Origin of the sequence: Flavobacterium sp. N3904 (genome assembly GCF_025947305.1) — a bacterium.
Classification (GTDB): domain Bacteria; phylum Bacteroidota; class Bacteroidia; order Flavobacteriales; family Flavobacteriaceae; genus Flavobacterium.
This window is the reverse complement of record NZ_CP110009.1, coordinates 2,210,734-2,237,485: the sequence shown is the minus strand read 5'-3', so window position 1 is coordinate 2,237,485 and position 26,752 is coordinate 2,210,734. Positions and strand designations below refer to the sequence as shown.

Sequence of the window (26,752 nt, the reverse complement as noted above, 5' to 3'; positions counted from 1 at the left end):
TCAATATTAAAAAATTTAAGATTTAGTTTTCAATTCGGCAATTTTATCTTGAATTGCTTTCTTAAAAAGGATAACATTTTGACTTTGATCGGTTGTATTATCAGTATCTAAATATATTTTAGTAATCACACCTCCTTGATTCCATTCAAAATAAACACCACCCTGATCATGGGAGTCTGGCTCACCAAACGTTTTTGTTTGTCCTTTTAAAGTTGTAATTTCGGTTGGGATTTTTTGCAAAAAAGTAGCTAAATCATCTTTATAAACCAATGTTTTAAAACCGTACTGATTAAAATCATATGAGCCATAATTCACTTTTAAATAATGAAGTACTTTTTGACTGTCTATTTTATAAAATTGCTGACAATCAGTCCCAGAACATAAACCAAAATATGTTCCTATAACCACATAGTCCTTAATCTGATTGACTTTTTGGAAGAAAATAGGCTTACTCGATTTTGGAATCACTATATAATCGGCAGGATATGTTACTGTTGGGGTCACTGCATCGCCTGTAAGTTCAGTTTCAAAAAATTCAACTACAATCTGACAATCATCCTGTTTAACCGATTGGATTTTTATAGAATACCCACTCGTTGGTTTTGGTCCGGCGAAAAGTCCCAATATTCTTTTTTGGGTAAAATCAGGAAAATCAATAGCTGCGAATGTCGGACAACTTGTGAATATTTTATCAAACTCTTCTTTCGAATTTAAAACGACAAATACTGGCTGTTTTGGGCTTTCTTTTAAAGTACCGCAATAGCTAAAACTTTCGTATGCAAGATTTGTTACATTTCCACAGTTGGGAGTATTATAATCCGGAGTATCTGTACACGAATAAAAGCCAAATGCTATGAACAATACTAAAATTATTTTTTTCATTACTTTATTTTGTTAAGTTATATCTATAAGATGTGCCTTTAAGAAAAAGGTTGCGTCACTTGTTTTTAAAATTGTTGATTTAGTATTAGATTCAGAAAATTTAGTGAAATTTAAATTTTAAAAATTAAGTACTACGTATTAATGCGTACTTTTACTTTTTTTAAAAAAGAAAATCTATGTTAACAATTCTTCCTCTATTATTGGTTTTTATTATTGCTCTTGCAATCGGTATCTTTATTGGAAAACTCATTTTTTCGGCACGCTTTCAGTCTGAAAAAGTGAGCCTAGAAGAGAAACTAATTGCACTAAATTCACAATTTAACCAACAAAAAGAGCAGTTTTTACTCGATAAAAATACTTTCGAAAAACAATTGGAAACATCCAATGCAGAAAAAGAAAATATCAGAAACGAGAAAGACAGCTTGGCTATACAACTTTCTAAAAAAGAAGTTGATTTTGAAAATCTTTGGGAACGCAACAAAGAACAAAAAGAAGAAGTCGAGAAACTTCAAGAAAAATTCACCAAAGAATTTGAGAATCTTGCCAATAAAATATTAGAAGAGAAATCAAATAAATTTACAGAGCAAAACAAGGAGAATATGAAAAATATCCTGACTCCATTGCAGGATAAAATTCAATTATTCGAGAAAAAAGTCGAAGACACCCACAAAGAAAGCATCGATTACCACGCTGCTTTGCGTCAACAAATATTGGGCTTGCGCGAAATGAATATTCAAATGAGCAAGGAAACCATCAACTTGACCAAAGCCTTAAAAGGCGATAGTAAAATGCAGGGAAACTGGGGAGAACTGGTTTTGGAACGTGTACTTGAAAAATCGGGATTGGAAAAAGGACGCGAATACGAAGTGCAACAAAGCCATACCACTGAGGATGGCAATCGTGTATTCCCAGACGTTGTTGTCAATTTACCTGACGGAAAAAAGATGGTTGTCGATTCTAAAGTTTCTTTGGTTGCTTATGAAAAGTATATTAATGAAGATGATGATGAAGCTGCAAAAACTCGCTATTTAAAAGAGCATGTGAATTCGATAAAACTGCACGTAGAACAATTGGGAAACAAAAATTATCAGGATTTGTACCAAATAGAGAGTCCCGATTTTGTTTTGTTATTCATACCTATGGAACCCGCATTTGCGATAGCGCTCAATGAAGACACCTCACTATACAACAAAGCATTCGAAAAAAATATAGTGATTGTTACCCCATCTACCCTATTGGCAACTTTGCGTACGATTGACAGCATGTGGGCCAACCAAAAACAACAGGAAAATGCTTTTGAGATTGCACGACAAGCTGGAGCATTGTATGATAAATTTGAAGGTTTTGTAACCGATTTAATAAAAATTGGAAAAAAAATAGACGAGAGCAAAGTAGAATACCAAGGTGCCATGAACAAATTGGTCGATGGAAAAGGAAACCTGATTACCAGTGTTGAAAAACTCAAAAAAATGGGAGCCAAAGCCAAAAAAGCACTTCCCGAAAATATTTTGAAAAGAGCCGAAACAGACGAAAATTCACTTTTAAATTAACAATACATGAAAAAATTTCTAGCCCTTATTTTAGTATTAATCACTATTGGTTTTCTAAGTTATTTTGCATTTATTTATTATGTTCCTGTTAGCGAAGGCATACGCTCTGGCGAATTGATTCGATTAAGTCATAAAGGTGTTGTCATCAAAACTTGGGAAGGGGAATTAAGCCAAGGGATTTCTGGCGCTCAAATTTTTAAATTTTCAGTTTTGGACAGTGACAAAGAGGTAATAGAAAAAATGAAAGATTTACAAGGACAATACGTCAAGCTTACTTATGTCGAAAAGTACAGAACCTTTGTCTGGTGGGGAGAAACCAGGTATTTTATAACATCAATTCAAAAGGAAAAATCGCCTTTTGACCAAAGATAAACCTATGGAGAAAATATACAAAACAGTTGTTTCATCTCATGTCAGCATTTCGGTATTGATGCTGCCTTCACATACCAATTTTAGCGGAAAAATTCACGGTGGTTATATTTTATCACTTCTGGATCAAATTGCTTTTGCCTGTGGTTCCAAATTTTCGGGAAATTATTGTGTAACGGCATCTGTAGATACCGTAAATTTTCTAAAACCCATAGAAGTGGGCGAACTCGTGACCATGAAAGCTTCGGTAAATTATGTTGGAAAAAGTTCAATGATTGTAGGCATTCGTGTAGAAGCAGAGAACATTCAGACCGGTTACAAAAAGCATTGTAATTCTTCCTATTTTACAATGGTAGCCAAAGACAATGAAGGCAATAGCGTAGCGGTTCCCGGTTTAATTTTATCGAATTTTGAAGATGTAAAACGTTTTTGCAATTCTTTAAAACAAATAGCGCTGAAAAAAGAGCGCGATCTGCATGAAGAGGTTTTCAATTATACATCAAAAGAAACATTGGAAGGGCTAAAAAAATATAATGTCCAAATTAATTTAGATTAGTTTTTATCCAGAGTAATCCTTCTCCTTTTCTATTTTTTTTCGAAATTTTGATATAATTGTCCTCAAAAAAATGTAACTTTAGATAGAATCCTTAATAGAAAAAATCATGAAAAGTTTTACTCTATTATTTCTCATTTTATCTATTTCAGCAATCGAAGCTCAGGAAAAGTTGACTACTTCAAAATGTATTATCCATTTTGAAGCTTCAGTACCTTTGTTTGAAGAAGTTGAAGCACAAAACGATGCAGTCAGTTGTGTTTTAATACCCGATAAAAGTCAGATTACGTTTGTCGCCATCATCAAAAAGTTTGAATTCAAAAGAGATTTGATGAAAGAGCATTTCAACAACAATTACATGGAAAGTGATCAGTACTCAAAAGCCATTTTTAAAGGCATTATTGAAAAATTTGATTTGAAAGACATTACTGAAACAGAGAAAGAATACCAAATAAAAGGAAAAATACAAATACATGGTCAAACCAAGTTAATCACTGTTACAGCAAGAATTAAAAGAGTATTAGACGGTATCAAAATTGAATCTCATTTTAATTTGAATACAGATGATTTTAAAATTGTAATCCCAAGTATTGTAATTGCCAAAGTTTCAAAAAATGTAAATACTAAAATTGAATGTATTTTAAAATAAACATTAATTCAAACAATTTTTTAGTGCACTCATTAGGCTCTTAAATCGGAATCTAAAACCCAAACTTTTGACTTTATCCGAAGAAACTCTCCTACCTGTCAAAACAATACAGGCCATTTCTCCCATTCCTAATCGGATTAAAAAAGTCGGCACATTAGGAAGCCAAATAGAATAACCAAAATTATTGGCCAATGCTCTTGAAAAAGTTGAGTTAGTAGTACTGTCATTGATTGTAGCATTATAAGGACCAACCATTTTTTCGTTTTTAATGGCTTCTATATACATTTCACACAAATCATAAATATGTATCCAAGGCATGTATTGTTTTCCTGACCCCAAAGCACTCCCAAAGCTATTTTTAAAAATCGGAGTAAGTTTATTTAATATTCCCCCATTCTTTCCCAAAACCAAGCCCGTTCTTATTTTTACGGTTCGAATTCCTAAACTAGCAATTAAATCAGCCGATTTTTCCCATTCTTGGCATACAGTTCCAATAAAATCATTGGCAGGCAATGTGTTTTCAGTACAGATTCCTTCTCCGTTTATTGCACCATAAATTCCAATACCGGAGGCCGATACAAAAGCTTCAAGTTTATGATTGTGTTTTTTAAGTACAGAATAAATCAATTGCGCCGATTGTGTTCTGCTTTCGATAATTTCAAGTTTCCTCTTGGCTGTCCATCTTTTATCGGCTATATTCTCACCAGCCAAATGAATAATATAGTCAGCATTGAGCACTGCTGCCTCTTCAATATTTTGAGTCGATACGTCCCAAATATAATAAGAAATATCATTTGTATTCGTTTTACTGTTTCTGGTAAGTATTGAAACAGAAAACCCTCTTTGCACTAGTTCGTCTGTAAGATACTTTCCAATAAATCCTGTTCCTCCTGTTATTAAAACATTCTTTTTCATTACTATATAAATTAGGGCTATCAATTATGATTATGCAAATATAAGTTAATGTTTTGTTTAACATTATTAATAATAAGTTAAACATCGTTATCTTTACAATCAAATTAAACATCTATTATCATGGCAACTAAAAAATCCCCTTTATCCAAAGACCTTATTGTGTCAATGTATATGAACTATACTTTAGAACATAATGAAAAACCGAAATCTGTATTTCATTTTTCCAAAGTGAATGATTTTACAGAAGCTGAATTCTATACTTTTTTTGGCACATTGGAAAGTATCGAAAAAGAAATATTCAATATGTTTTTTGACAAAACAATTGAACTCTTGCAGAAGGACGATAATTACGAAAGTTACGACATGAAAACCAAACTGCTGAGTTTTTACTTTACTTTCTTCGAATTAATTACCGCCAATAGAAGCTATACAATCATGGCTTTGAAACAGCACCAAAATCAACTGAAAAACCTAATGATTCTGTCTGAGTTTAGAACCAAATTCAAAGACTATATCTCCGAAATAATTACAGATGACTTTCGAATTAAAATTGAAAAACTACAACAATACCAAGAAAAAGTTTTAACCGAATCATTTTGGGTTCAATTTCTGTTAACCCTAAAATTTTGGATGGAAGATTCATCCCCTTCATTTGAGAAAACAGATATCTACATCGAAAAATCAGTTAAAGTTTCTTTCGAATTAATAACCATTACACCTATTGATAGCTTAATTGATTTTGGAAAATTCATTTTCAAAGAAAAAATAAACAACAAATAATGAAAACGATAGACTATATCCCAACTTCCAAAATTGAAAGAGCATCAAAACTGGTGCAAACCGGTGCAAAAGTAGGTGTGAACTACTTGAAATATTACGGAGAAAAAATGGTCAACTCTGATTTGACCCGAGACAAACTCAATGAAAACAATGCCGAAGATATTTATGATGGTCTAAAGAGTTTAAAAGGAAGTGCCCTCAAAGTAGCCCAAATGCTGAGCATGGACAAAAGTTTCCTACCACAGGCCTATGTAGAGAAATTTTCGTTGTCGCAGTTTTCTGTACCACCTCTTTCTGCACCTTTGGTTTTGAAAACCTTTAAATCCAACTTGGGAAAAACACCTTATGAAGTTTTTGACGAATTTAATGCCAATTCGGTTAATGCAGCGAGCATTGGACAAGTGCATATTGCCATGAAAAATGGTAAAAAACTGGCCGTAAAAATTCAATATCCTGGTGTTGCCAATAGTATTTCTTCAGATTTGGCTTTGGTAAAACCCATTGCTATTCGAATGTTTAATCTTCAAGGAAAAGACTCCGATAAGTATTTTAAAGAAGTCGAAGACAAATTGATTGAAGAAACCAATTATATACTCGAACTTCAGCAAAGTCAGGAAGTCGTTGCCGCTTGCAAAAAAATAGAGCATCTAGTTTTTCCCGAATATTATCCGGAGTTCTCTTCCGAGAAAATCATCACGATGGACTGGATGACAGGAATTCATCTTTCTGAATTCACTGCCAAAAACAAAAATCACGAATTAGGAAACCAACTGGGACAAGCATTATGGGATTTTTATATGTATCAAATTCATATTTTAAAGAAAGTACACGCCGACCCGCATCCTGGTAATTTTTTGGTTAATAATGACCTTCAATTGGTTGCTTTGGATTTTGGTTGCATGAAGAAAATTCCAAATGATTTTTACATTCCGTATTTTGAATTGGTAGACCCAAAAATCCTTGACAACAAACAATTGTTCAACAAAAAACTTTTTGAATTGGAAATTCTAAGAGCGGATGATTCTGAGGAAGAGATTGCCTATTTCACTCAAATGTTTTATGATTTATTATCCCTTTTCACTCAACCTTTTCAGGGAGAAACCTTTGATTTTTCGGATCCGGAATTTTTTGGAAATATTGCCCAACTCGGAGAACGATTCTCGAAAGACACCAACTTGAAAAAAATGAACGGTAATCGTGGTTCGAAGCATTTTATTTATATGAACCGAACCTTTTTTGGGCTGTACAATTTGTTATTTGATTTGAAAGCCAATATTGTGGTGAATCAGTATAAAAAATACGAATAGCAGTTTGAAAAAATCAGGGCTGCCGTCAAAAATTTGTGTGGTATGTAAACGTCCTTTTAATTGGCGTAAAAAATGGAAACATATTTGGGATGACGTGAAATATTGTAGCGAAAAATGCAGGAGAAACAAAATCATTAGCAAAAAAAATGAGCACAAATAAAAGTCACATCAATATCGTTTGGTTCAAAAGAGATCTTCGTTTGCAAGATAACGAAGCCCTATTCAATGCCATTCAGTCCAATAAGCCTACTTTATTATTGTATGTTTTTGAAAATTCATTACAAAATGATGGCCATTATAGCGAGAGACATTGGAACTTTATCAAACAATCCATTCAAGATATTAACCAACAACTTGTTCCTTTCAATACAAAAATCCTAAGCGTTTCTGGCGAAGTGATTTCGATTATCAATTCGATTCAAGAAATTTACAAAATTGATACTGTTTTTTCCCATCAGGAGACAGGTATCAAAACTACTTATGAAAGAGACAAATCCTTTAAACGCTTTTGCAAAAACAATGTCATCCATTGGCAAGAGAACATCAATAATGGCATCTTTAGAAAATTAGAAAACAGAAAAAATTGGGTAAGTCTTTGGGAAGATTATATGAATTCCAAACAATTTGTTTTTGAGGGTAAATCACAAAATTTTATGTCTTTGGAAGATATAGTAAGTCTTGAAAACAATTTCGAAACAATACCTCTGGAAACCAATTCAAATGATGCTTTTCAGAAAGGCGGAAGTTCTATGGCCAATAAATATCTGGAAAGTTTCTTTGCCAATCGGTATTTAGATTACAACCGCAATATTTCGAAGCCTTTATTGGCCAGAAAAAGTTGCAGCCGTTTATCGCCTTATATTGCTTGGGGCAATTTATCCTCAAGACAAGTTTTACAAAAAGCTGCCAATTTTCGATTTATCAGTACTGACAAAAAACAAATTGACTCTTTTGTCTCCAGATTAACATGGCAAGCTCATTTCATTCAAAAATTTGAAATGGAAGAAATCATGGAATTTGAAAGCGTCAACAAAGGCTATCATACTTTAAAAAAGAAAATAAACGATTCTTACATCCAAGCTTGGCAAACAGGACAAACAGGATTCCCGATAATAGACGCTTGTATGCGATGCTTGAATCAAACAGGCTATTTGAATTTCAGAATGCGGGCTATGGTAGTTTCCTTTTTTACCCATAATCTTTGGCAGCCTTGGCAGGAAGCAACCCAACATTTATCTCAAATGTTTCTGGATTTTGAACCCGGAATTCATTTTCCGCAATTGCAAATGCAAGCTGGAGAAACCGGAATCAATATGCTGCGCATTTACAATCCGTTAAAAAACAGTTTAGAACACGATCCTAATGGAGAATTTATAAAAAAATGGGTTCCGGAGTTAGAAAATCTACCTATCCCATTCATTCACAATCCATCAAAAATGACTTTTTTGGATCAAAAATTTTGCAATTTTGATTTGGGTGTAGATTATCCAAAACCAATTGTGAATATTGACCGAACTAGAAAACATGCAAGTGATTTTTTGTGGGACATGAAGAAAAATCCTCTTGTGAAAGAAGAAAACAACAGAATATTAAAATTACACACTATGGCCGATGTTGGAGATAGCGACTAAAAATTCACAACTACAACAAAAATCGATTTATATGAATTCAAAAATTACTCTAACACCAATAGAAAGAGACCGTATCATAGAAATGGCATGGGAAGACCGAACAACTTTTGATGCGATTTTTATTCAATTTGGTCTAAAAGAACAGGAAGTAATCAACCTTATGCGCGCCGAAATGAAACCATCCAGTTTCAAAATGTGGCGCGAACGAGTACAAGGCCGAAAAACAAAACACGAGAAATTAAGAAACTTTCAAGAAGGCCGATTCAAATGTTCGAGACAACGACAAATAAATAACAATAAAATCTCAAAAAGATAACCAACATAAATATGCGAAACATAGTAATCATTGGCGGAAGCAAAGGAATTGGAAGCGCTATCCTATTGCAGCAATTGGAAAACAACAAAGTGTACAACATCAGTCGAACTACTCCTGACATCACCCATCCCAACTTAATTCATTATCCTATTTCGATTCTTGAGGATGATTTGCCCGAAATTGAAGCGGTAGATGTTCTCATTTATTGTCCCGGTTCGATTACGCTAAAACCGATTTTGAGTTTGAATCTTGACGATTTTAGGAATGATTTTGAAATTAATGTAATTGGCGCGGTAAAAGCGATTCAGAAATATTTGCCTGCGCTAAAAAAAGGAAATAATCCTTCGATTGTATTGTTCAGCACCGTTGCGGCCAAATTAGGAATGCCTTTTCATGCCAGTATCGCTACCGCAAAAGCAGGAATCGAAGGATTGGTAAAATCCCTTGGTGCCGAATTGGCTTCAGTGGTTCGCGTAAATGCCATTGCTCCTACCATCACCGAAACTTCGCTTTCGGCAAATATTCTTAGAAACGATCGTATGAAAGAAAACATGATGGAACGCCACCCAATGAAAAGTTATCTCAAACCTAGTGAAGTTGCCGAAATGTCGAATTACTTAATCTCCGAAAATGCTAAATCCATTTCGGGCCAAGTTTTTGAAATGGATTACGGAATAGTAAGTTTTAAATTGTAAAAACATGCAAATTCTTTTAACAGGAGCAACAGGATATGTAGGCAAGCGGCTTTTACCGATTTTGGTAGAACAAGGCCATGACGTTATTTGTTGTGTACGAGACAAACAGCGCTTTTTTTGCCCAAAAGAATTTGAAAAAAAGGTAAAAGTTATTGAAGTTGATTTCTTAAAAAAAGAAACGTTGGGAAATATCCCCAAAGACATAGATGCCGCTTATTATCTAATCCATTCTATGTCAGGTTCGGCCAGTAATTATGATGAATTGGAACATCTTTCGGCTGAAAATTTTGTTGACAGAATTAATCAGACCAATGCAAAACAAGTCATTTATTTGAGTGGAATTGTCAACGACCAATCGCTCTCCAAACACCTTTCGTCTCGAAAAGCCGTGGAAGCCGTTTTGAATACTGGAACCTTTGCCACAACCACATTGAGGGCGGGAATTATAGTAGGTTCCGGAAGTGCTTCCTTTGAAATTATTCGGGATTTAGTCCAAAAATTACCTATCATGGTTACCCCAAAATGGCTCAATACCAAATGCCAACCTATAGCAATAACAGATGTTTTAAATTTCTTGACAAAATCATTATTCAATCCATTAACTTATAATCAAAGTTTTGACATTGGTGGACCCGACATTCTAACTTACAAAGAAATGCTTTTGGGCTTTGCCAAAGCAATCCATCTCAAAAGATATATTTACACTGTACCTGTAATGACGCCTAAATTATCATCCTATTGGTTGTACTTTGTAACCTCAACCTCTTATAAATTAGCATCTGCATTGGTAAGCAGTATGAAAGTCGAAGTTATTTGCCGTGACAACAGCATCAACTCCATTTTGAATATCACTCCCATGCCTTATGAACTGTCACTTTCCAAAGCCTTGGTAAAAATTGACAATGACACCATTGCATCGAGCTGGAAAGACGCCATGATCAGTGGTCAATTTGTAGGCAACGTAAGCGACTATCTCAAAGTTCCCAAGAAAGACTGTTTTATTGACCGAAGAAAAAGGGAAATCCAAGACCGAGCATTTACCATCAACCAAATTTGGTCTATTGGCGGCGAAACGGGTTGGTATTACGGCGATTGGTTGTGGGATTTGCGTGGATTTATCGATAAGCTTTTTGGAGGTGTCGGTTCCCGAAGAGGACGCACCAACAAACACGATATACACGCGGGTGATGCGTTAGACTTTTGGCGGGTTTTGTATGCCGACAAAATCGAAGGCAAACTCATTCTATACGCCGAAATGAAACTACCTGGCGAAGCATGGCTCGAATTCAAAATTATCAACAACACTTTGTATCAGTCGGCCACTTTTAAACCTGCAGGCATTTGGGGAAAATTGTATTGGTATTCCGTTTTGCCATTTCACGGGTTTATTTTTAAAGGGATGCTCAATAAGTTGATACAATAATTGCCTTATTGAGTTTAAAGCAAATATCTATTTTCAAAAATAATTTATACCTTCATTTCAAAAAAAGATAATTTGGAGGTGCCCCCATTTCGCAAAGGGGCTTACTTATAGCAACGCTTACAGAGCCCCTTTACGCAATGGGGTCGGGCTGTACATGCTTCTTTGGTAGCTTATTTCCATCCCTCACCCAACTTCAAAGAAACGACACGATTTTTTTTATAAAGAAAGAGTGAGGAGAACCGTTTTGTTATTTCGACAGAGGATGAATAACATAGAACATATCGTTCCTCAGTTAGATAATCTTCTGGAATGGAGAAATATAGCTGAATAAACGTGTTAAAAAAAATTCTCCAGTCACAACAATAAAACACTCAGATATAAACGTCTTTCATTTTTAAATACCTGAAAATGAATATATTAAAAAATAATAAAGCTAAAATAAAGTCAAAAAGAACAATTGCGGCACGTTTTTTGAAAAAGTAATTACTTATAAAAAGTAAAATAATGTGTACTTAGTCGATTATTGTTGTACTTTTAACGTAAATCAAAAATACGCCAAATTGTACTTCCAACAGAATGACACTTAGGCCTTTATAAATAATTAAATTTAAAATTATGTTTGTAGCCTTATATTTTATCTTCACTTATTTTGTAGCATTAGGATTTGCTTATAGTAAAGCAAAAAATGAATATGGCTGGAATACGCAGCTATTGGTAACAATTGTTGTTTTTCCTGTAGTCATTCCATTCATAGTAATGATGGAAATGCACAGTTACCTAAATAGAAAATGTACGTTTTAGTAATTAAGCATTAAATAAAGCCTTGCTGTATACTTTTGGTAGCCTAAATCAATTCAGCAAATCACTTCAAGATACCGGCTTTGTAAACAGCAACCGCCCTGTCTCTTGCAAAAGCATGGTCAACCATTGGATAGTTATAACCTAAATCAAATTCGGCAATCCATTTGCGAATATAAATTCCTTTTTCATCAAATTTTTTGAGTTGGATATCGGGATTAAAAACCCTGAAATAAGGTGCTGCATCACAACCTGTTCCTGCAGCCCATTGCCAATTTCCCACATTGGCAGACAAATCATAATCCAATAGTTTTTCGGCAAAATAGGCCTCGCCCCATTGCCAACTGATCAGTAAATGTTTACACAAAAAGCTGGCCACTACCATACGCACCCTATTGTGCATATAACCCGTTGCATTGAGCTGACGCATTCCTGCATCGACCATAGGATAACCAGTAGTTCCTGTACACCATCGCTTGAAATCTTCCTCATTGTTGCGCCACTCAATACCATCATATGCTGATTTGAAATTATGACTGACAACTTTGGGAAAGCTAAACAGAATTTGCATAAAGAATTCCCTCCATATCAATTCGCTCAAAAAAACATCGTTTTTACGAACTGCCCAATTGACTAATTTACGAATGCTAACTGTACCAAAACGCAAATGAGGTGACAAATACGATGTACTGTCAACAGCAGGAAAATCCCTTGTTTCGTGGTAATTACTTATTTGTGTGAGATTATGAGGCTGTACTTTAATGATACTTTGCTCAAAACCTATTTGCTCTAAAGTAGGAAAATCAAAATTGCTTTTGTAAAAATTCGAGAAATAACTTTGGGCATCGTATTCTACAAGTGGCGCCATCAATTTGTATTTTTCCAACCATTTATTTTTATATGGTGTATAAATAGTATAAGGCAGACCATCGGCTTTGGTAATTTCGAGTTCTTCAAAAATGACCTGATCTTTGAACGAAAAACACAGTGCATTCTTTGCTTTTACCAGTGCATCAATTGCTAAATCTCTCTTTATAGCGTAAGGTTCATAATCTTTATTGAAAAAAACTTCCGAAATGTCAAATTCATCAAAAAGAGATTCCCAAACTTCTTTTGTAGTTCCGTTTTTGATTAAAAGAGAACTTCCAATAGCGTTGAGTTGTGTGTTTATTTTTTGAAGCGATTCATGTATAAAACCAACACGAGCATCATTTTTGGGCAAGCTATTCAAAATATCATTGTCGAAAATAAACAACGGAATCACTCGATCTTTGGATTGCAAAGCATGATACAATGCCACATTATCCTCGAGACGCAAATCGCGACGCAACCAAAAAATAGATACTTGTTGTTTTGACATTATTTTGAATTAAAAAGCTGATCCACTTTTGTGCAACGGTAATCAAAGATTTCTTTCAGTTTGTTTTTGACCATTAAAAAATTCATGATTCGTCCCAAAAAACCCAGAGGCAATGCATAATGTACTACATCTGTCATTTTTACGCCGTTTCCTGAGGCTTCAAAAAAGTGTTTGTGATGCCAAAAACTATAAGGACCAAAACGTTGTTCGTCTATAAAATAGGATTTGTCTTTGACTTGGGTAATTTCGGTAGTCCAACTTATTTTTATACCCAAAAGAGGTGACACTTTGTATTGGATAATTTGTCCGGCATACATTGATTGATTGTCAAAATCGGTGATTTGAAACCCCATGGTTTCTGGTGTTATCTTTTGCAAGTTGCCGGGACTGGAGAAAAAAGCCCAACATTCCTCAAGCGAAGCATTGACATGTTGAACGGTTTCTTTTTTATATACTTTCATTTTTTGTATTGATTTATAATGGGGTGAATTGTAACAAAACATCTTCCCGAAATTCGTCATGTTTTTCGCATGAGGGATAAAAGTGGAGCTCTTTTAGTATTGGGCATTTTTCTTGCCCAATACTAAAAAGCGGGAACGGATAGCCCGACCACGCTAAATAAAGTGGCTTTATAAGCTCCCTATAATTAAGCCACTTTATTTAGCGCGGTCATGCCCAAATTATTATTATATTTTATAGTATTTAAAAGGTACAAACAGCATTCCGAAGCATTCTCCATCCTGTTTCCCGAGATGTTTGTGATGCATTTTGTGGGCTTTTCGAAGGCCAATCAAATACTTATTGTTGGTGTTTTTGAACCATTTGAAACGTTGGTGAATCAATACATCGTGAATCATGAAGTAGCAAAAGCCATAGGTAGTAATGCCAAGACCGATGAAAAACAAATAATTCATTCCGCCTTGCACACCAAAATAAAAAAGCACGATACTTGGTAACGCAAAAATGACAAAAAATATGTCGTTGCGCTCAAATGTATGTGCGTATTTGGGCTGGTGATGATCGGCGTGAAAATACCACATAAGTCCATGCATGACATATTTATGCGTAAGCCAAGTGACACATTCCATGAATAAAAAAACACCTAAAAATATCAAAAAGGAAATCATATTCTTTTTATTAAATTAAAAATTCATTCGTTTAGTGCTATACCAATTTCAGTTTATAAGATACGAATGATTGCGCCAATAACCCTGCTTTGGAATAATTGGAAACCCGAATTCTTGTGTTCCCTATTTCGTGACATGGAGTGTGTTCCAATTTTTTGAGCAGCTTTTTGTAATAAACATAAGCGGTGTATACACCAAATTTGGCTTCCAAAGGCAGTTTTATGATTCCTTGATAGGCTTCCCTAAAATCTTCCTCTATTTCCTCAATTATTGCTTTTTTGGAATTTTCATCGAAAGATTTCAAATCGATTCCAGGGAAATAATTGCGGTTCAACAGTAAATTATCGTCCTTTAAATCGCGAAGAAAATTCACTTTTTGAAAAGCAGAACCCAATCGCATGGCTTGGTCTTTTAGCTGATTGTATTTGGCTTCATCTCCTTTGACAAAAACTTTGAGGCACATCAATCCTACTACATCGGCCGAACCGTAAATATATTCGTTGTATTCCTCTTTGCTGTGGTAATCAGATTTAACTAAATCGAGTTTCATGCTTGTGAGGAACGATTGAATCATTTCATCCGTAATATTATATTCCCTAACTGTTTGCTGAAAAGAATTCAGGATCGGATTTAAACTGATGCCAGATTTCATTGCTTTATAATACTCGTTTTCAAAATCAATTATTAGATTTTCTTTGTCATACCCGTGAAAGGAATCTACAATTTCATCTGCAAAACGTACAAATCCATAGATGCTGTAAATGGCATCGCGAATGCTGGGCGCCAACATATAAACCGCCATAGAAAATGAAGTACTGTAATTTTTGGTAACCAATTTACTGCACTTGAAGGATACATCATCAAATAACTGCTTCATATCTCTATTGTTTTAAAAGTTGTTTATCTATTAATTCTGATACTAATTTTCCTGAAATTAATGCAGGAGGAACTCCAGGACCCGGAACGGTCAATTGTCCCGTAAAATATAAATTTTTCACTTTGGAGCTTTTGAGTTTTGGCCTCAAAAAAGCAGTTTGCAAAAGTGTATTGGCCATTCCGTAGGCATTGCCCTTGTATGAATTGTACTCGGATACAAAATCATTTTTGCAAAAAGACTGTTGGAATATGATGTTTTTCTTCACCGTTTGCTGGGTCAAAATTTCGAAACGGGATATTATTTTATCAAAATACTCATTTCGCAAAGCTTCAGTATCTTCGATTCCAGGAGCTAACGGAACTAAGAAAAAGGCTGATTCCATACCATCAGGAGCAGCTGTTTTATCTGTCAACGATGGAAAATTAGCATAAAACAAAGGTTGCTTGGGCCATTGCGGTTCGTCATAAATATCCTTGGCATGCTGTTCAAAATCGACATCAAAGAACAAAGCATGATGTGAAATATTTTTTATTTTTTTGTTGAAACCAACATAAAACAATAAAGAGGACGGAGCAAAAACACGACTGTCCCAATAGGCTTCGGAATAGGCTCTATGGGCCAAATCTAATAAAGTTTCGGTATGATGGTAATCGGCACCACTCAAAATAATATTGGAAGGTACTGTTTTTCCGTTGACTGTAATCGAACGGGCTATTTTATTTTCAACATTTATTTTTTCAATATTGGCATTGGTTACAAAAGTTACGCCTAATTCTCTCGCCAAGCTTTCCATAGCGCGAACCACATCAAACATTCCTGTTTTGGGATGCCAAGTTCCCAGACCAAAGTCGGCATAATTCATGAAACTATAAAATGAAGGCGTATCGGATGGTTTTGCACCAAGAAACAGAACAGGAAATTCAAGTATGTGAATGAGTCGCTCGTTTTTGAATTTCTTTCTAATGTCTTTACTAATATTGCTAAAAAACTGACCAATTTTTTTTGCTGTTTCAACTGTTACCAATTCCAACGGAGAAATTCCCGGGCGATAAACTAATTCTTTTATAGCAATATCATAATTACTTTTGGCCTCAAACATAAATTCCATTAAGACTTTACCGCTCCCTTTTTCGATAGCTTCAAAATCGGACACGATTTGAGGCAAGTTATCGGCAATAGCAATAAAATCATCTATTCCATAATACACACGATAGGCTGGAGAAAGTTTAATTAGCTCATAATAGTCGGTTGTTTTTTTGCCAAAATCAGCAAAAAATCGCTCAAAAACATCGGGCATCCAATACCAACTGGGTCCCATATCAAAAGTAAAACCTTCGGCTTTCAATTGCCGGGCTCTTCCTCCTATTGATGTATTTTTTTCATAAACTGTTACTTTATGCCCACTTTTTGCCAAATAGCATGCCGCAGCCATTGCTGAAAATCCAGAACCAATTATTGAGATAGTTTTTTTCATTTGTTCAGCAAATATACAAAAAGATTAAACAGAATATCAAATCTTTTCGACTAAATCTGAAATAGAATTGAAAACTTTAACATCAGTAGCAATTAAATTTAGATCTATATGTTCTGTTAGCCTGCCAATTAACCAAATTTCAGCATTGTTCCCGAGCAACTCATTGCTCATGGCCGCAACAAATTCATTAACGATAGCTCTTTCGGGCTGTATCGTTAGATAAGACAAAAACACAATCGGATTAAAATGCTTTTTTAGATCTTTTAAATTATCAATAGGCATATTTTCTCCCAAATAGATTACTTTATATCCTTTAGAAACAATTTCATAATTCAAATACATCAAACCCAATTCGTGAATCTCATTGAGAGGAAGGGAAAGAACAAATACTTTGTCAGTTTTTGTTGGTATTTTATTTTCAATTTTTTCGGTGTTGACGAGTATTTTTTTTATGATCAAACAACTGATAAAATGCTCGTGGGCCGGTGTAATAGTATCCGTTTGCCATAGCAGACCAATCTCTTCCATTAAAGGTACGAATACTTGATGGAATATTTCCTTAAAAGATTTTTCTTCCAATAACCAATTGTATGTATTGGAAAAAAGTTCCTGATCAAAGTTCATCATAGCCATTTTAAATGCACTAATAGCATGATTTTTTGCATTTTTACTGGAGATAATTCCTTTGACCAATTCGGAAATTTTTTCTTCAGAAAAAGTAGAAATCTTAGAAATTTTATACCCATAATCGTGCAGCAAGGTAATATTCAAAAGCTTTTGGAGGCTTGTTAATGAGTAGAGACGTATATTGGTATCCGTCCTCATGGGTTGCAATACATTGTATCTTTTTTCCCAAATTCTTATAGTGTGCGCTTTTATACCAGAAAGATTTTCTAGATCTTTAATGCTAAAGATATTTTTTACATTGTTCATCAATACTCTATATTTATTAAACAAATATACTATTTATTTAAATTTGTTTAAACAAAATCACACTTATTTATTTTATACTCTTTTAATTTAATGTTTTTTTGCTATTTAAACTGAAAATCTGAATGAATTTAATCGCTTTTTTATAACTAAATTCTTTGTCAAACCTTAAATTTCTGTCTTCTAATCGCTAAATTCTCTTTATATTTGTGCCTTTCGAAAAAACAACAAAAAAATGACTACTCTAAACGAATTGAATGCTATATCACCAATTGATGGTCGTTATAGAAATAAGACAATGTCTCTAGCTCCTTTTTTCTCTGAAGAAGCTTTAATAAAATACCGTGTATTAATTGAAATCGAATATTTCATTGCTTTATGCGAAGTCCCTTTACCACAACTAAAAAACGTAAACTCTAATTTATTTGACAGTTTACGTGCTATTTATAAAAACTTCTCAACCGAAGATGCCCTTTGGATAAAAGAGACCGAAAAAGTAACCAACCACGATGTAAAAGCAGTTGAGTATTTCATCAAAGATGCTTTTGAAAAACTGGGTTTATCAGAATACAAAGAGTTTATCCACTTTGGACTTACCTCTCAAGACATTAATAATACTGCGATTCCGCTTTCGACAAAAGATGCTTTTGAAAAAGTATATATGCCTTCATTAATCACATTGATATCAAAATTAAAAGAGTTGAGTCAAGAATGGAAGGACATTCCAATGTTGGCCCGCACACACGGGCAACCAGCTTCTCCTACTCGTTTGGGCAAAGAAATTGCTGTTTTTGTAGAGCGTCTCGAAGAGCAAATGCGTTTGTTATTCAATATTCCATTTGCAGCCAAATTTGGCGGAGCTACAGGAAATTACAACGCCCATCATGTGGCGTATCCACAAATTGACTGGAAACAATTTGGAAGTAAGTTTGTTGAAGAAAACTTGGGGCTACACCATTCGTTCCCAACAACACAGATCGAACATTACGATCATTTTGCAGCTTTTTTTGATGCTTTAAAGAGAATTAACACCATCATTATTGATTTGGACCGAGACATTTGGACGTATGTTTCAATGGAATATTTCAAACAAAAAATAAAAGCGGGAGAGATTGGGTCATCGGCTATGCCACACAAAGTAAACCCGATTGATTTCGAAAATTCTGAAGGAAACTTAGGAATTGCCAACGCTATTTTCGAACATTTATCAGCCAAATTACCTTTATCTAGATTGCAACGTGATCTTACAGACAGTACGGTTTTGAGAAACATTGGAGTTCCGATGGGCCATACGATAATCGCTTTTGAAGCGACATTGAAGGGTTTGAATAAATTATTATTGAACGAATCCAAATTTCACGAAGATTTAGAAAAAAACTGGGCTGTTGTAGCCGAAGCCATTCAAACAATTTTACGTCGTGAAGGATATCCAAATCCGTATGAAGCTTTGAAAGGATTGACCAGAACCAATGAAGCCATTGACAAAAATGCGATTCACGGTTTTATTGCAACGCTAGATGTTTCGGATGATATTAAAGCTGAATTGATGCAAATTACTCCAAGTAATTTCTTGGGAATTTAAAAAACAAGAACTATTTTTTTACAAAAGCTATCTTTTTTAGGGTAGCTTTTTTTTTGAAAAACAAATATCGAAACTACTAAGACAGAAAGAATTTTCTTTTTTTGTAAATTAGCCATAATTGATTTATTACACAAACAGTTTAATAAACCGCAATATCTAATTTATGAGTCTATTAGCCGAAGTAACAGAAACCACAAGCCATTTAAATCCATTAATCAGCGATTTGGGTCTTATCTTAATGACTGCGACTATTGCTGTTTTAATATTTAGAAAACTCAAACAACCTTTGGTATTGGGTTATTTGATTGCCGGATTTCTTGCAGGAAACCATTTTGATTTTTTTCCATCTGTAAAAGACATCAAAAGTGTCGAAGTGTGGGCCGAAATTGGTGTTATTTTTTTATTATTCAGTTTGGGTTTGGAATTCAGTTTCAAGAAACTAATGAAAGTAGGCGGAACCGCATCAATAACGGCAGGAGTACAAATTGTAAGCATGTGTATTTTGGGATATGCTGTTGGACAATGGCTGGGTTGGCCCAAGATGGATAGTGTTTTCTTAGGTGTAATCCTCTCGATCTCTTCGACCACAATTATTTTAAAATCATTCGATGAATTAGGTGTTAAGACTCAAAAATTTGCCGGAATCGTCATTGGCTCATTAATTGTTCAAGACATTCTTGCCATATTAATGATGGTTTTATTATCGACAGTAGCTGTGAGCAATCAGTTTTCTGGAGGTGATCTTTTGATGTCGGTCTTAAAATTGGTCTTTTTTCTTGTAATTTGGTTTTTAGGAGGCATTTTTATCATTCCAACAGTGCTCAAAAAAACCAAACATTTACTCACAGATGAAACATTGCTTATCATATCATTAGCACTCTGCTTAACTATGGTAATTTTTGCTGCAAATGTTGGCTTTTCTCCAGCACTTGGCGCTTTTATCATGGGTTCGATCATTGCCGAAACCACCCAAGCCGAACATATTGAGCATTTGGTAAAACCGGTTAAAGATTTATTTGGTGCTGTATTTTTCGTATCAGTTGGGATGTTAATTGACCCCGATGCGCTGTACCAACATGCCATTCCGGTACTAATTCTCTCGCTTGTTACCATTTTTGGTCAATCCATTAGTGCTACTTTTGGCGCTATATTGTCGGGTCAACCCTTAAAAGATTCTGTTCGTACAGGAATGAGTTTATCTCAAATTGGTGAATTCTCTTTTATTATAGCCACTTTGGGAGTGACTTTGAAAGCGACAAATTCTTTTTTATACCCAATAGTAGTGGCCGTTTCTGCCGTAACGGTGTTTACTACTCCATTTATGATTAAATACTCGCTTCCGTTTTCTGAATATTTGGCGCATAACTTACCTCGAAAATGGACCAAACGTATCGAACGCTATTCTGCCAGTACCCAGGCCATAAAAACAGTCAGTTTATGGCAAACGGTTATTAATGCTTTTTTGATTCAGGTGATAATTCTTGTTGTGATAATTCTTGCTGTCATTTTGCTGTCCTCTCGATTCCTATTGCCTTTGGTAGACGATTACCATCTGGGAAATACAATGGGAGCATTAATCACATTAGCCATAGTCGCTCCTTTTTTGTGGGCGCTCGCTTTCCGAAGAGTAGCGACTGCCGAAGTCGAACAATTAATGGAAGACCGTAAATCCCGTGGCCCATTGACAATGTTATTCTTTATTCGTATACTCTTGTCAATTTTCTTTATTGGTTTATTATTAAATATATTTTTCTCTCCTATAATAGCTTTGATTACATTGATAATTGCAGTGGTAATTTATTTGATTTTTCAAAAGAAATTACACATTCAATACCATAAAATTGAAAATCATTTTTTGTCCAATTTAAACGATAGAGAGATTACGAGAGCCAAAAGAAGCAGAAGTCATTTGTCTCCATGGGACGGTCACATGGCCATCTTTGATATCGCAGCAGAATCGAATATAGCCGGTGAATCTCTAAAAAACCTCCAAATGAGGGAAAATTTAGGAATTAATATTGTTTCGATAAAGCGGGGTGACATAACGATACATATTCCCAATAGGAACGAACGTGTTTTCCCAGGTGATGAAATTTGTGTTATCGGCACCGATGCCCAAGTGCAGGAATTTAAAAAATATTTAGACCAGCACGAAATGGATGTTTCACCAGAAATCGTTGAACCCGATATTGTTTTGCGCCAAATCGAATTAAAAAACCACACCTTTTTAGGAAAAAGCATCAAAGAATCCAAACTGAGGGAGAAAACTCAAGGATTGATTGTAGGAATTGAAAAACGAGGCAAACGAACTTTGAACCCCGAATCGAATGTCATTCTGGAAAAAGACGATATTCTATGGATCGTTGGTGACAAAAAACTATTGGCGGATTTGGGTCATGATTAAAACATTCGAATAAAACTAAACTCATTATTAGCCCCAAATTACAGGAATGAGCACTAAGTAATTGGTGTAAATTGATGTGATTTTCGGCTAATTTTTTTATGAATACAACCTAGTAGCACAACCCTAGTTTTTCAGTACGGCTTCACTCCCGCTGTACACTATATCTTTTATTCTGAACCCCAGAATAAAAGGATATCGCTTCCATCGGGGCTAGCGAGGCCATTTTATCTTTACAACAACTATTTCAAAACACTTGTTTTCAGTATTTTAACTTTATTTTCATATTTACAAAATATAAAATTATAGTGCTTTTTTATACATTTGAGAACAATTAAACTCCAGTAGTCACCAAACACAGCATCCCCTTTTTGTTTTGATTGGTCGGATTTTAACAAGCGCATAGTACTGCCAAGTACGATAGAAAGTAACAACGCTAAAAGCTAATTTAAATATTTAAAGTATGAAAAAGTTACAATACAAAGTAAGCATCAATGCACCTGCAACCAAGATATACGATACTATGCTTGGCATTAGCAATAAATCAACGTATGAGCAATGGACAGCATTGTTTAACCCAACCTCTACCTATGAAGGAGTTTGGGACAAGGGAAACAAAATTCTATTTTTCGGAGTAGATGACAAAGGAGAACAGGGCGGCATGGTTTCCAGGATAGCCGAAAACATTCCCAACCAATTTGTCTCGATACAACATTATGGACTTCTAAAAGCCGGTAACGAAATTACAGAAGGACCAGAAGTCGAAAAATGGGCAAACGGATACGAAAACTACACCTTCGAAGAAAACAATGGTACAACAACCGTTACTGTAGACCTCGACACCACAGATGATTTCATAGAGTACATGAACAACACCTACCCAGAAGCACTCGAAAAGCTGAAAGAACTTTGCGAAAAATAGCAACTGCTATTTAAAAAAACACAAACAAATAAATCCAAAAGGCATACTGCCATACGTACGAAAAAGTATCCACTAAAATAAACCACTTTTTATCGATTTGTAATCTTTTTTTTCTTATTTTTGAGAGACTAGAAAGCGAAACAAACCTTCGTTTATCGACCTTTTGGGAGTGATTGACGAAGGTTTGTTTCGTATATATACACGTTATAAGCCATTCTAAAACACCGATATGAACAAAGACCTTTGGCATAAAAGAACATTTACTAACAATAACCCCATAGATTACACTTGCCCAAAATGTAATATTGGAATACTTGCTATAAAAATATTAGAATCAAAACTTATGCCTGGTCAAGAGGAGATGATAAAGTATAGCTATCCTTATGGCATATCATATGTTTTTAGCGGAATATTAGAATGTAAAAATAAAAACTGCGGAGAAGTAGTTTCGGTTTCAGGTATTGTCCTTAAAGATATTCAAGATGCTTATGAGGATTCAGATGGCCAATATGTTGAATTTTGTTATCATGATTATAAGCCAAAGTTTTTTTATCCATATTTAGCAATAATTCCTATCGGAAAAAATGTTCCCAAAGAAGTCCAAGAACAATTAAAACTTTCATTTTCTCATTTCTTTAATGATTTGTCATCATGCGCAAACAGAATTAGAAACTCAATCGAGTTAATATTAGATGATTTAAAAGCGCCAAAAAGATATAGGCACAACAATAAATTAAAAGATTTTAGAACATTACACGCTAGAATACTGAACTATCAGAATAAATCAAAAAATAAGCGAATATCTAATTTGTTGTTAGCAATCAAAATCATTGGAAATGAGGGTAGTCACATAGGAAAAGTTGCTTTGGAAGACATAATTGATGCATATGAATTTCTTGAATTAATTTTAGATTATGTTTATCACAAAAATCAACAAAATATACACGAACGTGCTTTTGAAATAGTGCAAAAAAACAAACCCAGATCAAAAAGATAAAAAACGGCTTATAACAGCTACAACGGATTTGAGCAATCAGCTTAATGGAAAGTCGGTTTTGTATTTGGATGATTTGGCAAATCCGAATAATGGGCTTAATTTAGTCCCAAACTGCTTGTAGCGCGGGAACGTCAGGCTGGGAAAAAGCTCTTCAAATTTAGAAAGTATTCGGACGGCTACCAAAGAAAAAACTCAAATATGAGATTCTCAAGAGGTTGATTTTAGTTTTTTCACAGACTGACGTTATGTGACACCCCTGAAAAACGTAAATTCAAGCATATTTGTTCTTAACCACAGAAAAGCGATACTCAAAATTTGCATAATTAAAAATGACAACTTACATTTGACAAATATTGTCAAGTAAAATTATTCATATGAAAACAGTCGGACAAATAATCAGAGCAAAAAGAGAAAGTTTAGGTTTGCTACTTCGACAAGTAGCGTCTTATCTCGACATTGACCAAGCTATTTTAAGCAAAATTGAACGTAACGAACGTAAACCAACTAAGGAAAATATTATTAAACTTGCTGAAATACTTAAACTTGATAAAGAAGATTTATTAATTCAGTTTATTAGTGACCGAATTGCTTACGAAATAGCAGATGAAGATTGTGCAAGTAAAGTCTTAAAAGTTGCCGAACAAAAAATAAGGTATTTAAAGTCTAACATTGTAAAAAACTAAACTATGCACACAGAAACAATAGAAGCAGAATTAAGCGTAGTACAAGAACCACAATTAGATTTTTTATATTATCCGAAAACAAGTCTAAAAACAACTAAAGAAGGAGAAAAAGAAACATTAAATGTTCTTTCGCTCTTTTCAGGCTGTGGAGGAATGGACTTAGGTTTTGAAGGCGGTTTTTCTGTTTTACAACAATCAGTTAACGAAATTCTAACACCACATTTTATTGACAGAAAATTAAAAAACGGTTTTGTTCAACTAAAAAAAACAAAATTTAAAACTGTTTTTGCAAACGATATATTATTAGACGCAAGAAATGCTTGGGTAAATCATTTCGTAAAAAAAGGCCATAATGCAGAAGATTTTTATAAAGAAAGTATTGTTGATCTAGTAAAAATGTATCGTAATGGCGTAAATGTTTTTCCAGAAGACGTAGATATCGTTACGGGCGGATTTCCTTGCCAAGACTTTAGCATTGCAGGAAAAAGAAAGGGCTTTACTTCACACAAAAATCACAAAGGAGAACTTATAGAAGAAGAAACCGCTTCAGAAAAAGAAATAGCTTCAGATGAAACACGTGGACAACTTTATATGTGGATGAAAGAAGTGATTGAAATTACTCAACCAAAAATTTTTATTGCTGAAAATGTAAAAGGACTTGTAAATCTTGGCGATGTAAAATCAATAATCCAAAATGATTTTTCATCAGCAAACGGAAACGGTTATATTGTTCTGAATCCACAAGTTTTACATTCGGCAGATTTTGGAGTTTCTCAATCAAGAGAAAGAGTAATATTTATTGGAATTAAAAAATCTGCATTGAAAGCATCTGCATTAGCAGAATTAGAAAAAGAAATCATTTCGGAGCAATATAATCCTTACCCAAAACCTACTCATTCTTATACAGTTGAAGGAGAGAATTTAAAACATTTTGTTCAGTTAAAAGATGTTTTCAAACATTTAGAAGAACCAGAAAAAACAGAAGATTTATCCCAAAGATTTTACTCAAAAGCCAAATTTATGGGTAAACATTGCCAAGGACAAACTGAAATTAAACTTCCAAGCATATCACCAACAATTCGTTCCGAACATCACGGAAATATTGAATTTAGAAGACTTTCAAAAGAAAATGGCGGACTAATAGAAAGTGAATTAAACAAAGGATTAAAAGAAAGGAGATTGACCGTACGAGAATGCGGTTTAATACAAACTTTTCCGCCAGACTACGATTTTGTCATTGAAAACAAAAATGGGAGAAAAGGTTCCTTTTTGGTAAGTCCATCACAAGCATATAAAATTATTGGTAACGCAGTTCCACCACTTTTAGCATTCAATTTGGCTAAAAGAATTGAAGATATTTGGGACTTATATTTTAAAAAGCAAGAATGATAGTTTCAGTAAATTCGGACCCAAACAGAAGTGAATTTGATTTGTTGCTTAATTCAACAATTTCAGAACTTAATGTACACGCTCAAAAATCTTCTCAAAAAGTAGCTACTCTTTTAGGTAGAAATTTAGAACCTTATGTGAGAGATGTAATGACAGATTTAGCTGTAGGAACGGTCTTTGAAAATTCAATTGAGTTAATTGGTGGGCAAAAATTCCCCGATATTGTTGCGAAAAAATATTATGGAATTGAAGTAAAAACAACAACCCAAAATCATTGGAAAACTACAGGAAATAGTGTTTTAGAAGGCACAAGAGTTGATAGTGTTGAACGTATTTTTATGCTGTTTGCTAAATTAGCAAGTCCGATAGAATTTCGTTGTCGTCCATATGAAGAAGTACTTTCCGAAGTTGTGGTAACACATTCACCACGTTATTTGATTGATATGAATTTGGAAAAAGGTAACACCATTTTTGATAAAATCAAAACGCCTTACGACAGTTTGAGAAAAAATGAAAACCCAATCAGACCAATTGTTGACTACTACAAAAGCAAACTAAAACCAGGAGAAGAACTTTGGTGGATGGATGCAGAAAACGACAGTAAACCAAGTAATATTGTTATCAAAATTTGGAATAATTTATCTTTAAAGGAAAAGCAAGAACTGAAAAATCGAGCTATGGTTTATTTCCCCGAACTTTTTGGAAATAAAGGCGACAAATTTGGAAGACTTGCAATTTGGCTAGTAACACGTGAAGCTGTTATTTGCCCTAATGTTAGAGATTTATTTACTGCAGGAGGAAAAAGAGATTACACAGTTGGAAATGAAATCTATCCGAAAGTTCCACGAATATTTTTAAACTTGTTTGACAATATTCCTACTATTGTTGAAACTATTATGCAAACATCAGCTTTTGAACTTTCTGAATATTGGGAAACCAAAACAACTGACAAAACCAAACTATTCGATTGGATTGACTTGGTTGCAGAACACGCTAAAAAAATTCAAGACGCAAAACATTTAAACATTAAACAAATATTGACCGAATTAGTACTAAAATAACCACTACAAACGAAAACAAATTGATGAATAAACCTGCACCAAAAAAAGGGGTGATCACATAACCCCCGCGAGCGCCCCGCT

At 34.3% G+C, this 26,752-nt stretch carries 27 protein-coding genes; 19 read left to right on the top strand and 8 right to left on the bottom strand.

Annotation, left to right across the window (positions count from 1 at the left end; translation table 11 throughout):
- Nucleotides 1-15: 15 nt before the first annotated feature.
- A complete protein-coding gene (locus OLM57_RS09360) occupies nucleotides 16-882 on the bottom strand; it encodes a protease complex subunit PrcB family protein (protein WP_264563437.1) in 867 nt (288 codons plus the stop codon).
- 176 nt (nucleotides 883-1,058) lie between these two features.
- On the opposite strand from OLM57_RS09360, the gene rmuC reads away from it, so the two are divergent.
- The 4 genes from rmuC (at nucleotide 1,059) to OLM57_RS09340 (ending at nucleotide 4,003) form a co-directional block, all read left to right on the top strand.
- On the top strand, nucleotides 1,059-2,432 hold the full coding sequence (gene rmuC / locus OLM57_RS09355; protein WP_264563436.1) for a DNA recombination protein RmuC: 1,374 nt from the start codon (nucleotides 1,059-1,061) through the stop codon (nucleotides 2,430-2,432).
- A 6-nt stretch (nucleotides 2,433-2,438) separates the two neighbouring features.
- Nucleotides 2,439-2,804, top strand: a complete 366-nt coding sequence (locus OLM57_RS09350) for a 6-phosphogluconate dehydrogenase (protein ID WP_264563435.1) — start codon at nucleotides 2,439-2,441, stop codon at nucleotides 2,802-2,804.
- 4 nt (nucleotides 2,805-2,808) lie between these two features.
- Nucleotides 2,809-3,357 (top strand): acyl-CoA thioesterase, encoded by a 549-nt coding sequence (locus tag OLM57_RS09345; protein WP_264563434.1) that lies wholly within the window; start codon nucleotides 2,809-2,811, stop codon nucleotides 3,355-3,357.
- A gap of 106 nt (nucleotides 3,358-3,463) precedes the next feature.
- Nucleotides 3,464-4,003, top strand: coding sequence for a YceI family protein (locus OLM57_RS09340; RefSeq protein WP_264563433.1), 540 nt, complete (start codon nucleotides 3,464-3,466; stop codon nucleotides 4,001-4,003).
- 3 nt (nucleotides 4,004-4,006) lie between these two features.
- Here OLM57_RS09340 and OLM57_RS09335 read toward each other — a convergent pair whose 3' ends face one another.
- Nucleotides 4,007-4,918 (bottom strand): TIGR01777 family oxidoreductase, encoded by a 912-nt coding sequence (locus OLM57_RS09335; RefSeq protein WP_264563432.1) that lies wholly within the window; start codon nucleotides 4,916-4,918, stop codon nucleotides 4,007-4,009.
- A gap of 120 nt (nucleotides 4,919-5,038) precedes the next feature.
- On the opposite strand from OLM57_RS09335, the gene OLM57_RS09330 reads away from it, so the two are divergent.
- The 8 genes from OLM57_RS09330 to OLM57_RS09295 all read left to right on the top strand — a co-directional run bounded on the left by OLM57_RS09330 (nucleotide 5,039) and on the right by OLM57_RS09295 (nucleotide 11,871).
- A complete protein-coding gene (locus OLM57_RS09330; protein ID WP_264563431.1) occupies nucleotides 5,039-5,698 on the top strand; it encodes a TetR family transcriptional regulator C-terminal domain-containing protein in 660 nt (219 codons plus the stop codon).
- The gene (locus OLM57_RS09325; protein WP_264563430.1) at nucleotides 5,698-7,005 is read left to right on the top strand and encodes an ABC1 kinase family protein; all 1,308 of its coding nucleotides are present in this window, start codon (nucleotides 5,698-5,700) and stop codon (nucleotides 7,003-7,005) included. Before OLM57_RS09330 ends, OLM57_RS09325 begins: the two co-directional genes overlap by 1 nt.
- Nucleotides 7,006-7,009: 4 nt before the next feature.
- Entirely contained in the window at nucleotides 7,010-7,165 is a 156-nt protein-coding gene (locus OLM57_RS09320; RefSeq protein ID WP_116797443.1) for a DUF2256 domain-containing protein, read from the top strand.
- A complete protein-coding gene (locus tag OLM57_RS09315) occupies nucleotides 7,152-8,636 on the top strand; it encodes a cryptochrome/deoxyribodipyrimidine photo-lyase family protein (protein ID WP_264563429.1) in 1,485 nt (494 codons plus the stop codon). Before OLM57_RS09320 ends, OLM57_RS09315 begins: the two co-directional genes overlap by 14 nt.
- Nucleotides 8,637-8,667: 31 nt before the next feature.
- Nucleotides 8,668-8,952 carry a TIGR03643 family protein gene (locus OLM57_RS09310; protein ID WP_264563428.1) on the top strand — a complete coding sequence of 95 codons (285 nt, stop codon included), beginning with the start codon at nucleotides 8,668-8,670 and terminating at the stop codon, nucleotides 8,950-8,952.
- A gap of 11 nt (nucleotides 8,953-8,963) precedes the next feature.
- Nucleotides 8,964-9,647 (top strand): SDR family NAD(P)-dependent oxidoreductase, encoded by a 684-nt coding sequence (locus OLM57_RS09305; protein ID WP_264563427.1) that lies wholly within the window; start codon nucleotides 8,964-8,966, stop codon nucleotides 9,645-9,647.
- A 4-nt stretch (nucleotides 9,648-9,651) separates the two neighbouring features.
- Nucleotides 9,652-11,070, top strand: coding sequence for an SDR family oxidoreductase (locus tag OLM57_RS09300; protein WP_264563426.1), 1,419 nt, complete (start codon nucleotides 9,652-9,654; stop codon nucleotides 11,068-11,070).
- Nucleotides 11,071-11,685: 615 nt separating this feature from the next.
- Nucleotides 11,686-11,871: a hypothetical protein gene (locus OLM57_RS09295; RefSeq protein ID WP_264563425.1), complete on the top strand. Its 186-nt coding sequence runs from the start codon at nucleotides 11,686-11,688 to the stop codon at nucleotides 11,869-11,871.
- A gap of 61 nt (nucleotides 11,872-11,932) precedes the next feature.
- Here OLM57_RS09295 and OLM57_RS09290 read toward each other — a convergent pair whose 3' ends face one another.
- The 6 genes from OLM57_RS09290 to OLM57_RS09265 form a co-directional block, all read right to left on the bottom strand.
- Entirely contained in the window at nucleotides 11,933-13,228 is a 1,296-nt protein-coding gene (locus OLM57_RS09290) for a cryptochrome/photolyase family protein (RefSeq protein WP_264563424.1), read from the bottom strand.
- Nucleotides 13,228-13,689 (bottom strand): SRPBCC family protein, encoded by a 462-nt coding sequence (locus OLM57_RS09285; RefSeq protein ID WP_264563423.1) that lies wholly within the window; start codon nucleotides 13,687-13,689, stop codon nucleotides 13,228-13,230. The genes OLM57_RS09290 and OLM57_RS09285 overlap by 1 nt, the downstream gene beginning before the upstream one ends.
- A 225-nt stretch (nucleotides 13,690-13,914) precedes the next feature.
- Nucleotides 13,915-14,355 carry a sterol desaturase family protein gene (locus OLM57_RS09280; RefSeq protein WP_264563422.1) on the bottom strand — a complete coding sequence of 147 codons (441 nt, stop codon included), beginning with the start codon at nucleotides 14,353-14,355 and terminating at the stop codon, nucleotides 13,915-13,917.
- 37 nt (nucleotides 14,356-14,392) lie between these two features.
- Nucleotides 14,393-15,232: a phytoene/squalene synthase family protein gene (locus tag OLM57_RS09275; protein WP_264563421.1), complete on the bottom strand. Its 840-nt coding sequence runs from the start codon at nucleotides 15,230-15,232 to the stop codon at nucleotides 14,393-14,395.
- A gap of 4 nt (nucleotides 15,233-15,236) precedes the next feature.
- Nucleotides 15,237-16,706, bottom strand: coding sequence for a phytoene desaturase family protein (locus OLM57_RS09270; RefSeq protein WP_264563420.1), 1,470 nt, complete (start codon nucleotides 16,704-16,706; stop codon nucleotides 15,237-15,239).
- Nucleotides 16,707-16,742: 36 nt separating this feature from the next.
- A complete protein-coding gene (locus OLM57_RS09265; RefSeq protein ID WP_264563419.1) occupies nucleotides 16,743-17,639 on the bottom strand; it encodes a MerR family transcriptional regulator in 897 nt (298 codons plus the stop codon).
- Between the two features lie 232 nt (nucleotides 17,640-17,871).
- Between OLM57_RS09265 and purB the strand changes: the two genes are divergently transcribed.
- The 7 genes from purB (at nucleotide 17,872) to OLM57_RS09230 (ending at nucleotide 26,671) form a co-directional block, all read left to right on the top strand.
- Nucleotides 17,872-19,218 (top strand): adenylosuccinate lyase, encoded by a 1,347-nt coding sequence (gene purB / locus OLM57_RS09260; protein WP_264563418.1) that lies wholly within the window; start codon nucleotides 17,872-17,874, stop codon nucleotides 19,216-19,218.
- Between the two features lie 163 nt (nucleotides 19,219-19,381).
- Complete coding sequence (locus tag OLM57_RS09255) at nucleotides 19,382-21,622, top strand: cation:proton antiporter (RefSeq protein WP_264563417.1); 2,241 nt, start codon at nucleotides 19,382-19,384, stop codon at nucleotides 21,620-21,622.
- Nucleotides 21,623-22,082: 460 nt separating this feature from the next.
- Nucleotides 22,083-22,541 carry an SRPBCC domain-containing protein gene (locus tag OLM57_RS09250; RefSeq protein ID WP_264563416.1) on the top strand — a complete coding sequence of 153 codons (459 nt, stop codon included), beginning with the start codon at nucleotides 22,083-22,085 and terminating at the stop codon, nucleotides 22,539-22,541.
- Nucleotides 22,542-22,770: 229 nt separating this feature from the next.
- The gene (locus OLM57_RS09245) at nucleotides 22,771-23,538 is read left to right on the top strand and encodes a DUF4145 domain-containing protein (RefSeq protein ID WP_264563415.1); all 768 of its coding nucleotides are present in this window, start codon (nucleotides 22,771-22,773) and stop codon (nucleotides 23,536-23,538) included.
- Between the two features lie 374 nt (nucleotides 23,539-23,912).
- Complete coding sequence (locus tag OLM57_RS09240; protein ID WP_264563414.1) at nucleotides 23,913-24,221, top strand: helix-turn-helix domain-containing protein; 309 nt, start codon at nucleotides 23,913-23,915, stop codon at nucleotides 24,219-24,221.
- 3 nt (nucleotides 24,222-24,224) lie between these two features.
- Nucleotides 24,225-25,610, top strand: coding sequence for a DNA cytosine methyltransferase (locus OLM57_RS09235; protein WP_264563413.1), 1,386 nt, complete (start codon nucleotides 24,225-24,227; stop codon nucleotides 25,608-25,610).
- Nucleotides 25,607-26,671 carry a hypothetical protein gene (locus OLM57_RS09230; protein WP_264563412.1) on the top strand — a complete coding sequence of 355 codons (1,065 nt, stop codon included), beginning with the start codon at nucleotides 25,607-25,609 and terminating at the stop codon, nucleotides 26,669-26,671. The genes OLM57_RS09235 and OLM57_RS09230 overlap by 4 nt, the downstream gene beginning before the upstream one ends.
- Nucleotides 26,672-26,752 lie beyond the last annotated feature (81 nt).

Coding starts and splice junctions, on each gene's coding strand:
- OLM57_RS09275 (WP_264563421.1), bottom strand. CDS start 15,232: ATGAAGCAGTTATTTGATGATGTATCCTTCAAGTGCAGTAAATTGGTT.
- OLM57_RS09265 (WP_264563419.1), bottom strand. CDS start 17,639: ATGAACAATGTAAAAAATATCTTTAGCATTAAAGATCTAGAAAATCTT.
- OLM57_RS09270 (WP_264563420.1), bottom strand. CDS start 16,706: ATGAAAAAAACTATCTCAATAATTGGTTCTGGATTTTCAGCAATGGCT.
- purB (WP_264563418.1), top strand. CDS start 17,872: ATGACTACTCTAAACGAATTGAATGCTATATCACCAATTGATGGTCGT.
- OLM57_RS09235 (WP_264563413.1), top strand. CDS start 24,225: ATGCACACAGAAACAATAGAAGCAGAATTAAGCGTAGTACAAGAACCA.
- OLM57_RS09280 (WP_264563422.1), bottom strand. CDS start 14,355: ATGATTTCCTTTTTGATATTTTTAGGTGTTTTTTTATTCATGGAATGT.
- OLM57_RS09245 (WP_264563415.1), top strand. CDS start 22,771: ATGAACAAAGACCTTTGGCATAAAAGAACATTTACTAACAATAACCCC.
- OLM57_RS09230 (WP_264563412.1), top strand. CDS start 25,607: ATGATAGTTTCAGTAAATTCGGACCCAAACAGAAGTGAATTTGATTTG.
- OLM57_RS09295 (WP_264563425.1), top strand. CDS start 11,686: ATGTTTGTAGCCTTATATTTTATCTTCACTTATTTTGTAGCATTAGGA.
- OLM57_RS09345 (WP_264563434.1), top strand. CDS start 2,809: ATGGAGAAAATATACAAAACAGTTGTTTCATCTCATGTCAGCATTTCG.
- OLM57_RS09340 (WP_264563433.1), top strand. CDS start 3,464: ATGAAAAGTTTTACTCTATTATTTCTCATTTTATCTATTTCAGCAATC.
- OLM57_RS09335 (WP_264563432.1), bottom strand. CDS start 4,918: ATGAAAAAGAATGTTTTAATAACAGGAGGAACAGGATTTATTGGAAAG.
- OLM57_RS09290 (WP_264563424.1), bottom strand. CDS start 13,228: ATGTCAAAACAACAAGTATCTATTTTTTGGTTGCGTCGCGATTTGCGT.
- OLM57_RS09250 (WP_264563416.1), top strand. CDS start 22,083: ATGAAAAAGTTACAATACAAAGTAAGCATCAATGCACCTGCAACCAAG.
- OLM57_RS09300 (WP_264563426.1), top strand. CDS start 9,652: ATGCAAATTCTTTTAACAGGAGCAACAGGATATGTAGGCAAGCGGCTT.
- OLM57_RS09330 (WP_264563431.1), top strand. CDS start 5,039: ATGGCAACTAAAAAATCCCCTTTATCCAAAGACCTTATTGTGTCAATG.
- OLM57_RS09360 (WP_264563437.1), bottom strand. CDS start 882: ATGAAAAAAATAATTTTAGTATTGTTCATAGCATTTGGCTTTTATTCG.
- OLM57_RS09285 (WP_264563423.1), bottom strand. CDS start 13,689: ATGAAAGTATATAAAAAAGAAACCGTTCAACATGTCAATGCTTCGCTT.
- OLM57_RS09325 (WP_264563430.1), top strand. CDS start 5,698: ATGAAAACGATAGACTATATCCCAACTTCCAAAATTGAAAGAGCATCA.
- rmuC (WP_264563436.1), top strand. CDS start 1,059: ATGTTAACAATTCTTCCTCTATTATTGGTTTTTATTATTGCTCTTGCA.
- OLM57_RS09240 (WP_264563414.1), top strand. CDS start 23,913: ATGAAAACAGTCGGACAAATAATCAGAGCAAAAAGAGAAAGTTTAGGT.
- OLM57_RS09310 (WP_264563428.1), top strand. CDS start 8,668: ATGAATTCAAAAATTACTCTAACACCAATAGAAAGAGACCGTATCATA.
- OLM57_RS09315 (WP_264563429.1), top strand. CDS start 7,152: ATGAGCACAAATAAAAGTCACATCAATATCGTTTGGTTCAAAAGAGAT.
- OLM57_RS09255 (WP_264563417.1), top strand. CDS start 19,382: ATGAGTCTATTAGCCGAAGTAACAGAAACCACAAGCCATTTAAATCCA.
- OLM57_RS09350 (WP_264563435.1), top strand. CDS start 2,439: ATGAAAAAATTTCTAGCCCTTATTTTAGTATTAATCACTATTGGTTTT.
- OLM57_RS09305 (WP_264563427.1), top strand. CDS start 8,964: ATGCGAAACATAGTAATCATTGGCGGAAGCAAAGGAATTGGAAGCGCT.